General features: G+C 43.4%; 14 protein-coding genes. 12 read left to right on the top strand and 2 right to left on the bottom strand.

What is annotated here, in order from left to right; all coding sequences use genetic code 11:
- The first annotated feature begins 10 nt into the window (after positions 1–10).
- The 4 genes from E2R53_RS10195 to E2R53_RS10185 all read left to right on the top strand — a co-directional run bounded on the left by E2R53_RS10195 (position 11) and on the right by E2R53_RS10185 (position 1,330).
- A complete protein-coding gene (locus tag E2R53_RS10195; RefSeq protein WP_133311653.1) occupies positions 11–232 on the top strand; it encodes a helix-turn-helix domain-containing protein in 222 nt (73 codons plus the stop codon).
- A 245-nt stretch (positions 233–477) separates the two neighbouring features.
- On the top strand, positions 478–618 hold the full coding sequence (locus E2R53_RS23225; RefSeq protein WP_165970949.1) for a hypothetical protein: 141 nt from the start codon (positions 478–480) through the stop codon (positions 616–618).
- A gap of 67 nt (positions 619–685) precedes the next feature.
- Positions 686–874, top strand: a complete 189-nt coding sequence (locus E2R53_RS10190; RefSeq protein WP_133311652.1) for a hypothetical protein — start codon at positions 686–688, stop codon at positions 872–874.
- A 108-nt stretch (positions 875–982) separates the two neighbouring features.
- Positions 983–1,330, top strand: coding sequence for a hypothetical protein (locus E2R53_RS10185; RefSeq protein ID WP_133311651.1), 348 nt, complete (start codon positions 983–985; stop codon positions 1,328–1,330).
- A gap of 292 nt (positions 1,331–1,622) precedes the next feature.
- Here the strand turns inward: E2R53_RS10185 and E2R53_RS10180 are convergent, their stop codons facing one another.
- Both E2R53_RS10180 and E2R53_RS10175 read right to left on the bottom strand, forming a co-directional pair.
- Positions 1,623–1,958, bottom strand: a complete 336-nt coding sequence (locus E2R53_RS10180) for a hypothetical protein (protein WP_133311650.1) — start codon at positions 1,956–1,958, stop codon at positions 1,623–1,625.
- Entirely contained in the window at positions 1,955–3,085 is a 1,131-nt protein-coding gene (locus E2R53_RS10175) for an Ada metal-binding domain-containing protein (RefSeq protein ID WP_133311649.1), read from the bottom strand. Before E2R53_RS10175 ends, E2R53_RS10180 begins: the two co-directional genes overlap by 4 nt.
- Positions 3,086–3,215: 130 nt before the next feature.
- Here E2R53_RS10175 and E2R53_RS10170 point away from each other — a divergent pair, with 130 nt between their 5' ends.
- The 8 genes from E2R53_RS10170 to E2R53_RS10135 all read left to right on the top strand — a co-directional run bounded on the left by E2R53_RS10170 (position 3,216) and on the right by E2R53_RS10135 (position 12,799).
- A complete protein-coding gene (locus E2R53_RS10170; RefSeq protein ID WP_133311648.1) occupies positions 3,216–3,746 on the top strand; it encodes a sigma-70 family RNA polymerase sigma factor in 531 nt (176 codons plus the stop codon).
- Positions 3,727–5,073 (top strand): DUF4179 domain-containing protein, encoded by a 1,347-nt coding sequence (locus E2R53_RS10165; protein ID WP_133311647.1) that lies wholly within the window; start codon positions 3,727–3,729, stop codon positions 5,071–5,073. The genes E2R53_RS10170 and E2R53_RS10165 overlap by 20 nt, the downstream gene beginning before the upstream one ends.
- A gap of 794 nt (positions 5,074–5,867) precedes the next feature.
- On the top strand, positions 5,868–7,016 hold the full coding sequence (locus tag E2R53_RS10160; protein WP_070876797.1) for an acyl-CoA dehydrogenase family protein: 1,149 nt from the start codon (positions 5,868–5,870) through the stop codon (positions 7,014–7,016).
- 24 nt (positions 7,017–7,040) lie between these two features.
- Positions 7,041–8,306 (top strand): MFS transporter, encoded by a 1,266-nt coding sequence (locus E2R53_RS10155; protein ID WP_133311646.1) that lies wholly within the window; start codon positions 7,041–7,043, stop codon positions 8,304–8,306.
- Between the two features lie 12 nt (positions 8,307–8,318).
- Positions 8,319–9,935, top strand: coding sequence for a long-chain-fatty-acid--CoA ligase (locus E2R53_RS10150; protein ID WP_286166138.1), 1,617 nt, complete (start codon positions 8,319–8,321; stop codon positions 9,933–9,935).
- A complete protein-coding gene (locus E2R53_RS10145) occupies positions 9,925–10,809 on the top strand; it encodes a 3-hydroxyacyl-CoA dehydrogenase family protein (RefSeq protein WP_133311645.1) in 885 nt (294 codons plus the stop codon). Before E2R53_RS10150 ends, E2R53_RS10145 begins: the two co-directional genes overlap by 11 nt.
- A 10-nt stretch (positions 10,810–10,819) precedes the next feature.
- On the top strand, positions 10,820–11,638 hold the full coding sequence (locus E2R53_RS10140) for a 3-hydroxyacyl-CoA dehydrogenase family protein (RefSeq protein ID WP_133311644.1): 819 nt from the start codon (positions 10,820–10,822) through the stop codon (positions 11,636–11,638).
- A gap of 12 nt (positions 11,639–11,650) precedes the next feature.
- Positions 11,651–12,799, top strand: coding sequence for an acyl-CoA dehydrogenase family protein (locus E2R53_RS10135; protein ID WP_133311643.1), 1,149 nt, complete (start codon positions 11,651–11,653; stop codon positions 12,797–12,799).
- The last annotated feature ends 15 nt before the right edge of the window (positions 12,800–12,814 follow it).

The following is a 12,814-nucleotide window of genomic DNA, read 5'->3' as shown; positions in this document are numbered from 1 at the left end:
GGTGAAAAACATGGCGATTATAATCAATATTGATGTGATGCTGGCTAAAAGGAAAATGAGCGTAACAGAACTTTCGGAGAGGGTTGGAATAACAATGGCTAACCTTTCTATATTGAAAAATGGGAAGGCAAAAGCAATTAGACTCTCAACCTTAGAGGCGATTTGCAAGGCTTTAGAATGTCAGCCCGGAGACATTTTAGAATACAAAAGTGACGAAGACACTGAAGAATAATAGGAGCATAATTAAACAACAGAGTGAACTCTGGAATGGTATAAGGCTGTAAAGCTGTAAAGCAATAAAACAACATAATAAATAGTTCATCATTTAACACACCAATTAGTAAGCATAATTGGTGTGTTTTACTATCAATGATTCCCTTTTTAGTTGTGTAATTGTGATAAAATGGAAATAACGGTAATTCTTCAATCTGGCAGTTTAATGGAATAAGGTTTTTGGTAAAAAGGGGGGGCTATACAATGAAAAAAGACGAAGAAAAAAGTAAAATCAATACTGATGATGGGTGGAACCGAACAGTTTATGGCAGTCCTACAATTGGCGGTTTTGTAGTTGTTGGTCTAATTGTCATTTATATAGTTTATCAGTGGTTATTTAGTTAAAGTGGGCTTATTAGTAATATGTTTTGTATAATTTGAAGGAGACTCAATGTCTAATAAGGAGCTTTTTATGGAAAAATTTAAAATGAAATTAAATATCCCTCAAATAATTCTTATGTCCTTTTTTGCTGCCACTGTAATTACTATCTCAAATTCTCTTATAGACTGGGACAAAAGAATATATGCTGGAATCTTTGCTGGATTGACTATTATTGTATGCGGAATTCTAGCCAATTTTATAATCAGGGATAAGGACTAACTTACCCTTATTAAACAATCGGGGGCGATTGCGACATATTGTAATCACTCCTTTTATTCCCCAAAATATGACAGGTTGTAAAAAATATATAAATGAAGGGGTTCTTAAATGGATTGGAATTATAATGACACGAGCATAAATATTCCATATAAAATTGAAAACTTAAAGACATTATTAGGTACCCTATGTAGTAAAGAAAACAGCTTTTCACAATATGATTTTGTTAATTGGTGCGATAACTTAACAATGGTATTCGATAATGATGAAGGTACCGAATTAGATGAGAATGATTCAATGGCTATAAACTTAGCAAGAGATATTGAATGTCAATGGGATTTGTTTTTAGTAAATACATATTCATTAGAAGAATTGCAGAAATTAGACCTTTCTAAAGTAGAGCTACCTTACGAGTGGTTTAAAGTATGGTTGAAGCAGTTAAACGAGAAGCAAAAGTGAAATCCTTATTAAGCTATCGGGGGCAAAAATTGAAGAACAATCGGAACTTCTTAAAAATCTGGAGTTCCTTATTTTTATTTAACCGCTTAAAGTAATAATAGAATTTGCGGTACAAATAAATACACTTTAATGAGCAGCAAGGTCTTGCTGATTCATATGCTGAAATATGTGTTGAAGATAGCATTTTCCCAAATAAACCCCTAAAAAAAATGCTCACCAAAAGCTCAGCTAATTGGTATGTTAATCATGTTAATTAAAATGTTTGCACTCCGCCAGCCTGTGCTGCCCTTTTTTATTCGCTTTTCGTTATGTATAAATAATCAGTCTGCAAGATCACGTCTATTTTCTCCCCGTTTTTTTCGTACGTTGTCAGGGCTCCCATCTGATCGACTTTCTTCCAGCCCCAAAGATTGATTGCAAGGAGATAGGCAGATGGAAGGCCGTTCTCTTCTGAAGCAAGTGTCCAGCTGTATTCTTCATAAGCTTTTTCATCAGATAACTCACTAAGCTTTGCACTTACTGGTACCGGGAAACCTTCTGCTATTTTGGAAGTTTGGTATAGACCGTAAAAATAGATAAGGACTGCAGCTATGACAGTACATACAAGAATAACTAACTTTTTCATCATTGATACAACGACCTCCATAAATAAAAGACTGCATACGCTTCCCAGCCCTTCCATCCTTCAGCAAGTTTGGCCAGTTCTCCGATTGACGGCTTTTTGTCTAATCTGAGCTGAGCTTTTATTGCATTTTGTAAGCCGACGTCTGAAATGGGAAAAGCGGAAGAATCGTTTAAGCTTTTCATCATGACATAATCAGCTGTCCATGCGCCTATACCTCGAATGCTCAGCAGAAGAGATCTTGCTTCATCTTTTTCTAATCGTAGCAGCTTTTCTTTAGATAGCCCGCTGTTCGCCATCTCTTTTGCAATAGCAAGGATATATTCTGCTTTTCTTGTTGTGAATTGAAGTTTTTGGAGATCTGTCATTTCAAGTTCAGCAATCACTTCAGGTTTTGGGAAAACCCACAGCCGGCGTCCTTCAAAATCATGACTCTGACCGAAGTGTTCGATCAGTCTCTTTTTAAGCGTATAGGCAAAATTCAGGTTGATTTGCTGGCCGATAATCGCCCAGGTCAAAGCCTCAAATAGATCAGGGATGCCAATGATCCGCAGTCCGTAATGTTTAGTGACGACGGATCTTAAAAGGTCATCCTTGTCAGACAGCTCATAAAAAGGCTGCATCTCCCTGTCTAAATCAAATAGATTCCAGATGTATTTTCCTGCTTGTACTCGGCGGAACTTGTCAGGGATTTGATCAGGGAATTCAATAACTAGTCTTTCCTGCTTCATTGACACCTTCAGCAGCACGCTTTTTCCATCGATTTCAATCCATTTCAGCAGAAAATCCCCTTGAACGCGGTGAAGGACTTCAGCTGCAGATCTTCCTAGAAAGACAAGACATTCACTGAAGGCAAAATCAGTTGGAGGGAGCAGCTCTATGTAAGACTTATGATCCATCCACTTGCTTTGCGGAAAGTCAGGAAAACATTTTTTGCATGAGCGGAAATGCTGGTTTTCAGCATCTGCTGGAGTTTTGAAAAAAATCACATTCTGAGGAAGAGGCTTTTTTGCATAGCAGGAGGGCAAACAATAGATTTTTGTTGTTTTTACACCGGTGTAAAAGACGCCGTCGAACGTTCTATCAGCAGATAGCATCGCTTCAAGCATCGTGCTGCGGGGTAATGCAGTCATGATTTCATCCCCTTTCTATTTTAAAAAATGATACCACTATTTTACATATTTTTGTATAATGACGTAGATTTCATCACTTTGAAACTTTTCTTCAATCAGATTCCTCTAACATGTGAAAGGAGAGGAAAGCGTGAGTCAACTACATCTTGTCAAAAAAGCAATAAAGGGCAATGAAGAAGCATTTGAAGAGCTGGTTAAAGCAGAAAGCGCCAAGCTATATAAAACGGCTTTCTTATATGTGCGGAATAAAGAAGATGCATTAGATGTGCTGCAGGAGACTGTTTGTAAAGCCTTTATCTCCATAGAAAGCTTAAGACAGCCGGAATATTTCAGCACGTGGCTGACGAAGATTTTAATCCGCACGGCTTATGAACTTTTGAAGAAAAAGAAAAAAACAGTCTTGATGGAGAGTGCATTTCTTGAAAAGAAAGCTGTTGTTTATCAAGAGAGCGAGCCTGATCTTACCTTTGCCATCTCTGCGCTGAATCAGAACTATCAAACTGTCATTATTTTATTCTATTATCACGATTTATCCATCCGTTCGATCGCAGAAACGATGAATAAACCTGAAGGAACCATTAAGACTTATCTGCGCAGGGCTAAAGCGGAACTGAAACAAGTGCTTGAAGGAGGAGAGCTGTATGGACAAAAAATGGTTTGAGAACCAAGTCGCCGAAATTGACCTGCCTGAAGATGATATTTTTGCCGCCGTTTCACGTGGAATAAAAGCCGGCAAAGAGCAAAAGCGGAAAAAAAGCCGTTACACTGTGAAATCAGCAGCCCTTTTATCCACAGCGGCAGCATCCATTCTGCTCGCTTCCGGATTTATTTTTACGCCCGTCACAAACGTATTGGCAAGTGTCCCGGTGCTCGGATCCATCTATGAAAACTTCTCTTTTTCAATCGGCAAAGAACTGGCGTCAGCTGAACTAGTAACAGAGCTGAATGAAAAGGCTGTAAGCAACGGGGTCAGCATTACGCTGACAAGTGTGTATTTTGACGGCAATGTTGTAGGGGTTACATTCAAGACAGAAGGAGAGTCTCTTCCTGAAAAATGGGTGGAGGGACCGAACGATCCTGCTTCGGGGTACGGACATTATCTCTTCGACGGCAGCGAATCAAAGCAGTGGCCCGGCTCTCATTATGGGATTGTGAAAACGGAAGATGGATATTTGGGCTCGATGGAATTCTATTATCAAGGAAAGGAACTGCCGGCTGACTTTACACTTCCGCTGACATTTGAATCGATCGCAGGACAAAAAGGGGAATGGAAGTTTGACGTTCCTGTAAAGCGGATTCCGAATAAAACGGCAGCTGTAAACGCAGAAACCAAGATCGGTGATGAAAAGCTTGTGATTCACTCCGTGACAAAAGGAAAAGCTACAACTTTGCTAGAGTACGAAACAGTGTTGTCTGATGAACATGATACCGTATCATTCCGTGTAAAAAACGATCATGGAAAAGAGCTCCCGCTTAGTCATGGAGATGTGATTGCCTCAGAAGTGATAAACGGAAAAGTGCTTACGGTGCAGCGTTATCTATTATCGGCGGGATTATCAGATGAAACCGAATCCTTAATGGTTTATCCGCAAATTGAGCGGGATGAGCCGCGAACCCTGGCTCCAGTCGTTTCGCCGCCTTTCACCGCAGAGAGCAAACGGTTTGGGTATGAGCTGTATGTGAATAAAGTGACAAAAATGGATAACAGAGTCGTTTTAGACTATCGTATAAAACATATTAATGGAGCAGATTACAAGCAGGACATCCTCCAAAATTTTGCTGATTCCATCTCTCTCCAAAAAGGAGACACTTTCATTAACGGCAATAACGCCAAGCTGATCGACCCTGAAACCCTGCACTTTCAATCGAATTTTAACATTTCAGCTGATGTTGATCTGAATGACTATTCTTTATCTATTCCCTTCGGTGTCTTCAGCATGAACGGGGAACCTGTGAAATTGCCTCCTGTTAAAGTGGAGCTGAAATAAAAAAGTATCTTAATGATCAAAGAGGCTGGGACAAAAGTCAGATAGCCAAAGAACAATCCGAACTAGGAGTTAATAGTTCGGATTTTTTCTGTATAAAAGGCTTCTATAGCAAAAGTATTTTTTGTTGGACATTTGATGTCTTCTCAGTTGTGGCGCTACTCCCTAGAGTGCTGCCACTTTTCAGGTGATGTCTTCTCAGTTGTGGCGCTACTCCCTAGAGTGCTGCCACTTTTCAGGTGATGTCTTCTCAGTTGTGGCGCTACTCCCTAAAGTGCTGCCACTTTTCAGGTGATGTCTTCTCAGTTGTGGCGCCCCTCCCTAGAGTGCTGCCACTTTTTAGGTGATGTCTTCTCAGTTGTGGTGCCCCTCCCCAGAATGCTGCCACTTTTTAGGTGATGTCTTCTCAGTTGTGGCGCCCCTCCCTAGAATGCTGCCACTTTTCAGGTGATGTCTTCTCAGTTGTGGCGCCCCTCCCCAGATTGCTGCCAATTTTTCAATGTGGAGCTACCTTACAAAGTGCTGTCAATTCTCCTTATCCTTACCTGTATTTTCAGGATTAAATAGTGTCCTGAGAAACGTTAGAAATTGAAAAACAAGTTTTTTACCAGCCTCTTTTCCGTTAATTCAATCCTGAATCCTCCGATTCAAAAATGAATCACAAAAACCCTCTTAAATCGACACGATTGATTCAAAAATGAATCTTCTTGATAGAAAAATCCCGCTATACCAGCTTTTCCCCAGTTGGCACACTTCTTGCATCTACTAGAGTAAGAATTTAAAAGGGGGATTTATTGATGCAGGCAACCGTTTCTCAAGAAATCGAACAAATGAAAAAAATGGTGAGAAGTTTTGTAGATAACGAGGTTGAACCATATGCTCAGCAGATTGAGGATGAAGACCGGATTCCGGACCATTTAGTAGAACAGGCGAAGGACCTTGGTCTTTTCGGCATCAGCATTCCGGAAGAGTACGGCGGGATTGGGCTGAATGCGGTTGGAAAAGCAGTGGTGCTTGAACAGCTGGGACATACACATAACGGGTTTGTCAGTTTGATCAGTGCCCATACAGGCATCGGAAGCACAGGACTGGTAAAGCTTGCTTCAGAATCATTAAAACAAAAGTATTTGCCGGATATGGCAGCGGGAAAGAAAATCGCCGCGTTTGCTCTGTCAGAGCCAGGAGCTGGTTCAGATGCGACGAATCTCGCAACGCGTGCAGAGAAACGTGGAAATCAGTGGATTTTAAATGGAACAAAGCATTTCATTACGAATGCGCCAGTTGCGGATGTCTTTACGGTATTTGCCTTAACGGACAAGGAAAAAGGAGCGAAAGGCGGAATTACCGCATTTTTAATTGAAAAGGATTTTCCTGGATTTTCGCTTGGAAAAAAAGATAAAAAGATGGGGCTGCGCGGATCTCATACTGCACAATTGATTTTCGAAGATTGCGTCGTTCCTGAGGAAAATGTGATCGGTGAAGTCGGCATGGGCTATATGTCTGCGCTGAAAATTCTGAGCGAAGGCCGTGTGGGGCTGGCAGCCAGAGCAGTTGGTTCATGCGACAAGTTGATAGCGCTTTCAGCATCGTATGCAAAAGAACGGATTCAATTTGGAAAACCGATTGCCGACAATCAGGCGATTCAATGGATGCTTGCGGATATGGCGACAGAAACAGAAGCAGCAAGAACTCTCACTTATATGGCTGCTTCCATGATTGATGAAGGGAAAAAAGTCATCAAGGAAGCATCGATGGCGAAGCTGTTTGCTTCAGATGTCTTCAATCGGGTAGCGGACAAGGCGGTACAGATTCATGGGGGAATGGGTTACGTTTCGGATTATCCGGTAGAGCGTTTTTACCGGGATGCCCGCATTACAAAAATTTATGAGGGAACAAATGAAATTCAGCGTCTGATCATCGCAAGACGAGTGCTGGAAGAAAATTGAGCAAGAGCGGATAGGGGGAGTTAGATGCGCTGGACTGTGCTTGTTTTACTATTCTTTGGGATGTTCATTAACTTTGCGGATAAATCGATTACGGGGCTTGCAGCTGTCCCGATCATGAAGGAATTTAATCTTTCTTACGCCGATTGGGGTCTTGTCGGCAGCAGTTATTACTGGCTTTATCCTGTAACAGGTATTTTTGGCGCAGCATGGGCTGACCGGGTTGGAGCCAAAAAAGTGCTCGGGTTTTTGATGCTGACATGGGCGGTTTTGCAAATAGGCGTGCTTGCCATTGCTGGTCTACCGTTGCTTCTGCTGTACCGTTTTTTACTTGGAGCATTTGAAGGGCCGTTCAGCCCAATTGCTTATAACCATGCAAACACTTGGTTTCCGCCAAAGCTTCGCGGGCTTGCCAATTCAGTCGTTGTGTCTGGAGCTACGCTTGGCGCGATGGTAGCGGCGCCGATTCTTGTCGCGCTCATCCAAATTTTCGGCTGGCGGATAGCTTTCGCGTTTTTAGGAGTCGCAAGTATAGTCTGGTTTATCGCGATCCAATTCACTCGTGACGTTCCTCGGGCTGATGAACTGGAAGAAGACGAAAAACCAAAGAAAAAGCAGCTTGAGAAGCTTGATGTAAAAGCGTTTCTGCTGATGCTCTCTAAACCATCTGCTTTGTTTACGACACTTGCTTATTTTTCAACCTACCTGCTTGTTGTCTGGTTTGCTGTGTGGCTTCCTGTTTACTTAGTGAAAATCGTCAACATGACAAATATCGAGATGGGTTATGCAGTTTCAGGCATTGGGGTTGTTTCAGTCGGCGTCTATATCGGGGTATCTGTTTTGTCAGACAGATTGTTTAAACGGAATAAAGACTGGCGGATCTCGAGGGTGTATGTTGTCGGCCTGGCCATGATTATCGGCGCGCTGCTGCTTGCTTCCACAGCTTTTATTACAAATGCTGTCTGGGTCATTATCGCCATGTGTCTTGCTAAAGGACTTACATATGGCATTTTAACGATAGGACCAACCATCATCATTCATCTTCTGCCTGAGCGCGGCGGACTGATGACGAGTATTTTAACGTCATCAGGCAACTTGGCGGGTATTGTAGGACCTTTAATTACAGGTTATATCGTCGGGTCATCAGGTGAAAACAGTGCGGCAGGCTTTGATTTGTCGATCATCTTCATGGCCGGGCTGATTACGGTATTCGGCGTATTGTTCACTGTTTTTGTAAGGCCTAATTCGAAAATTGACCTTGCCGCAGAAAATCAAGCCGCAATCGGAAAGTAAGGAGGAGGTAGTGTGGAGCGTACGATTCAGCGTCCCTGGCATTCTTTTTATCAGCACGGGGACGTTCATATACCGGAACAGTCCGTTTATACGATGCTTGAGAAAACCGCAGAGCGATATGGCGGGCAAACCGCTATCCTTTTTGAAGAGTTAGAAATAACGTATCTGGAGCTGAAAAACAAAGTTGATAGGCTCGCAGGCAAATGGAATGAAATGGGTTTCAAAAAGGGTGACCGCATGGGGTTGATGCTGGCCAATCATCCCGATTACGTGATTTCAAATTACGCCGCTCATGCCCTGGGGCTGATTGTTGTCCAAATTAACCCGATGTACACAGCGAGAGAGCTGCTTCAAATTGTGGCAGATTCTGAAGTGACGACGATCGTTGCGGATGCGGCAGGCAGGAATACCATCAATGAAGTCAGCGACCTTTATTCCTTTACCCATATGATGGCATCTCAGCTGTCAGACTCAGACGGCCGTTATCTGAAACTTGAAGATCTGATTGCCTCTGGGATTTCTCTAAAACGTCCTGCCGAGATCAATGCGAAGGAAGATGTCGCAGTGATCCAGTACACAGGCGGAACCACCGGGAAAATGAAAGGTGCGATGCTGACTCATTTCAATCTGACAGCCAACGTCTATCAAAGCTGCCTGATGTACGGGGATTCGATGATTCAGGGAAAAGAAACCGTCCTGATTGCAACACCGCTCTATCATGTGTATGCAATGACAAGCGGCATGAACCTGGGAATCTTCATTGGAGGGAGGCTTCTTTTATTCAGGAAGTTCGAGATTGATGATGTGCTGGAAAAAATTAAAAAGCACCGCCCGACTTTTTTTCCAGGAGTGCCGAAAATGTATATCGCTTTCGTCAATCATCCTGAAATAGAAGAAGCAAAGCTGGGTTGTCTAAAGCTGTGTTCTTCAGGATCTGCACCGCTTCCGGTTGAAATCATTCAGCGATTTGAAAGCTTGACCGGAACGCGGATAGGGGAAGGGTTCGGACTGTCAGAAGCTTCACCTTCCACACACCGCAATCCGCCGTTTGGGAAAAGAAAAATCGGCAGCATCGGGATTCCGGTTCCAGAAACCGACTGCATGATTGTTGATGAGGACAACATGGAGCTCGGGCCAAAAAGTGTTGGAGAGCTTTTGATCAAGGGTCCGCAGATCATGAAGGGCTACTGGAACAATGAAGCCGAAACGCATTCCGCTCTGCAGAATGGCTGGCTGTACACAGGGGATCTGGCGACGATGGATGAGGAGGGCTACTTTTATATCGTCGGCCGCAAGAAGGAAATGATCATATTGGGCGGCTTTAATATTTATCCGCAGGAAATTGAAGGTGTTCTCTATGAACATCCGGACGTCAAAGAGGCGGCTGTAGTAGGTCTGCCTGATGAAGAACACGGAGAACGAGTGAAAGCGTACGTTGTTCCAAAGGATGGGAAGACGATTGATAAAGAAGAGCTGAGAGGCTACTGCTATACAAAACTCACACCCTATAAAGTTCCAAAACAGTTTGAAGTGCGGGACAGCCTGCCGCGGAATACGGTTGGGAAACTATTAAAAAGACTGCTTGTAAAAGAAGAAACAGAGAGAGGGGACAATCAAAATGGGAATTGAATCAATTGAAAATGTGGCTGTAATCGGAGCGGGGACGATGGGCTCGCAAATTGCGATGGTCTGTTCACTTGCCGGATATCCAGTCACGCTGCAGGATGTAAGCGCGGAAAGCCTTGAAAAAGCAAAGCAGTTTCTGGGAGTTCAGATGGAGAAACGTGTCAAGAAAGGCAGATTCACTGCTGAAGTGGCTGAAGCTGCCTTCAGCAGAATTGCGTATACCTCATCTCTTGATGAATTAAAGGAAGCGGATCTGGTTATTGAAGCGATTGTTGAAAAGCTTGATGTAAAAAGAGAGCTCTTTAAGAAGCTTGATGAAATTACACCGCCGCATGCTATTTTAGCGACTAACAGCTCAACGATTGTCAGTTCAAAAATTGCGGATGTAACGGGGCGTCCTGATAAGGTGTGCAACATTCACTTTTTCAACCCTGCTTTAGTCATGGAGCTTGTAGAGGTTGTGAAGGGTCCGCACACTTCTGAAGAAACCGCTCAAACGTCGATGGACTTTGTGAAAAAGATTAATAAATTACCAGTCTTATTGAATAAAGAAATCTCAGGGTTTATTGCGAACCGCATTTTAGGAAAGCTGATGGACGAAGCGGTGTACCTGCTTGAAAACGGCTATGCCAGCCATGAAGAAATCGATCTCGTCTGTACAAAAGCGCTGAATCATCCGATTGGACCGTTCGCCTTAATGGATCTGACCGGCATTGATGTGAACTATTTTGTCAGAATGCAGCGCTATGAGGAAAGCGGAAATGAACGCGATAAGCCTGCCAAGATTGTTCAAGAAAAGGTAGAAAAAGGAGAACTCGGCCGAAAAACAGGCAAAGGTTTTTACACATATGACAACCAAAAGGCTGCAGTGAAATAGGGGTGATTCTGTGCAAAAAGTCAGTATAATTGGCGCAGGTACGATGGGCCGCGGCATTGCCTATGCATGTGCGGCTGCAGGGTTTTCAGTAATTGTTCAGGATATCCACGAACAATCGCTGGATACTTGCAGATCTTATGTGTCGAGACAATTTGAAAAAGCAGGCAAGACAGATGCGGAAGCGAGCATTGTCTACACAACAGAACTAAAACAGGCTGCAGAAGATGCAGATCTCATTATTGAAGCCGTGCTTGAAGTAATGGAACTGAAAATCAGCGTGTTTAAAGAGCTTGACCGCTTTGCAAAGCCGTCGGCTATTCTTGCAACTAATACATCAACGATGAGCCCGACTGAGATCGGTGCGCAAACAAGCCGTTCAAAGCAGTGCATTGCGCTTCACTTTTTCAATCCTGTGCCAAAAATGAAGCTGATCGAAGTCATTTGCGGCCTGGAAACGTCACAAGAAACAATAGATGCCTGCTTTTTGTTTGGGGAAGCGCTTGGAAAAGAATGCGTAAAGATTAATGAGTTCCCGGGTTTTGCGGTCAGCCGCATGAATTGTCTGATCGGAAACGAGGCGATGACGATGGTGATGGAGGGAGTCGGCTCGGTACAGGATATCGATAAGGCGATGAAGCTTGGCTTAAATCATCCAATGGGACCGCTTGAACTTGCTGACTTAGTGGGGCTTGATACGAGGCTTCGGAATATGGAATATCTTTATAAAACGCTTGGTGAAAAATTCCGTCCGTGTCCGATCCTTGTGAAGTATGTTAAAGCAGGCTGGCTCGGGAAGAAGAGCGGCCGCGGGTTTTATGAATACAGCTAGGAGGTGGCTTTGATGAACTTTCAATTTGATGAGGACATTCAATTTTTAAAACGGAACGTCCGCGATTTTGTTCAAACAGAAGTTGAAGCAGTTGCCTTGGAAATTGAGGAGTCCAATTCGATTCCCAAACGGATCATAGCCATGTCTAAGGAACTCGGACTTTTCGGATTAAGCATTCCGGAGCAATACGGCGGACTTGGCATTGGAATGGTCGGCAAATGCGCTTTATATGAAGAAATCGGCGCTACACATAATGGCTATACAACCTTAATAGGTGCACATACAGGGATTGGGACGGTCGGGATCGTCGAGATGGGAAACGATCAGCAAAAGCAGAAGTACCTGCCTGCCATGGCGAGCGGCGATAAAATCGGTGCGTTTGCTTTAACCGAACCAAGCGCCGGCTCTAATGCGACAAATCTTAAGACAACTGCTGTGAAAAAAGGGGGTAAATACATTCTTAACGGGACGAAGCATTACATCACGAATGCCACCGAGGCAGATGTCTTTACAGTAATGGCCGTAACAGACCCTTCAAAAGGAGCAAAGGGCATCACGTCTTTTATCATTGAGAAAGATTTTCCGGGATTTCATGTAGGGGCTGTTGAAAAGAAAATGGGACTCCGCGGTTCCCATTCTGCTGAAATCATTTTAGAAGATTGTGAGGTTCCAGCTGATAATGTGCTTGGAGAGGAAGGGCAAGGGTACGTTAATGCTCTTAAAATTCTCGCAAATGGACGTGCCGGTCTAGCAGCCCGAAATCTGGGATCCTGTCAAAAGCTGCTCGACCTCTCGATGACGTATTCCCAGGAAAGAGTGCAATTTGATGTTCCTATTTTTGAACATCAGGCAGTTTCTCACATGATTGCAGAGATGGCTATGGAAATTGAAGCGCTGCGGTCGTTTACTTACCGGGTTGCCTGGATGGTGGACGAGGGTATGAAGGTGATTAAAGAGGCGGCAATGCTGAAGCTGTTTGGATCTGAAGTTTATAACCGAATAGCGGATAAAGCGGTTCAGGTTCATGGGGGAATCGGTTATATTGCAGATTACCCGATCGAACGATTTTTCCGCGATGCACGGATTACGAGAATCTATGAAGGCACATCCGAAATTCAGAAAAACATCATCGCAGGTCAGCTGAAAAAACAGTATCAATAAGGAAGGAGCTAAAAA

Origin of the sequence: Peribacillus frigoritolerans, from assembly GCF_004358755.1 — a bacterium.
GTDB lineage: Bacteria > Bacillota > Bacilli > Bacillales > Bacillaceae > Bacillus_P.
This window is presented reverse-complemented; position numbering and strand designations above follow the sequence as displayed.

Excerpts from the sequence above, each read along its gene's own strand:
- E2R53_RS10195 (WP_133311653.1), top strand. The coding sequence starts at position 11 with ATGGCGATTATAATCAATATTGATGTGATGCTGGCTAAAAGGAAAATG.
- E2R53_RS23225 (WP_165970949.1), top strand. The coding sequence starts at position 478 with ATGAAAAAAGACGAAGAAAAAAGTAAAATCAATACTGATGATGGGTGG.
- E2R53_RS10190 (WP_133311652.1), top strand. The coding sequence starts at position 686 with ATGGAAAAATTTAAAATGAAATTAAATATCCCTCAAATAATTCTTATG.
- E2R53_RS10185 (WP_133311651.1), top strand. The coding sequence starts at position 983 with ATGGATTGGAATTATAATGACACGAGCATAAATATTCCATATAAAATT.
- E2R53_RS10180 (WP_133311650.1), bottom strand. The coding sequence starts at position 1,958 with ATGATGAAAAAGTTAGTTATTCTTGTATGTACTGTCATAGCTGCAGTC.
- E2R53_RS10175 (WP_133311649.1), bottom strand. The coding sequence starts at position 3,085 with ATGACTGCATTACCCCGCAGCACGATGCTTGAAGCGATGCTATCTGCT.
- E2R53_RS10165 (WP_133311647.1), top strand. The coding sequence starts at position 3,727 with ATGGACAAAAAATGGTTTGAGAACCAAGTCGCCGAAATTGACCTGCCT.
- E2R53_RS10160 (WP_070876797.1), top strand. The coding sequence starts at position 5,868 with ATGCAGGCAACCGTTTCTCAAGAAATCGAACAAATGAAAAAAATGGTG.
- E2R53_RS10155 (WP_133311646.1), top strand. The coding sequence starts at position 7,041 with ATGCGCTGGACTGTGCTTGTTTTACTATTCTTTGGGATGTTCATTAAC.
- E2R53_RS10145 (WP_133311645.1), top strand. The coding sequence starts at position 9,925 with ATGGGAATTGAATCAATTGAAAATGTGGCTGTAATCGGAGCGGGGACG.
- E2R53_RS10135 (WP_133311643.1), top strand. The coding sequence starts at position 11,651 with ATGAACTTTCAATTTGATGAGGACATTCAATTTTTAAAACGGAACGTC.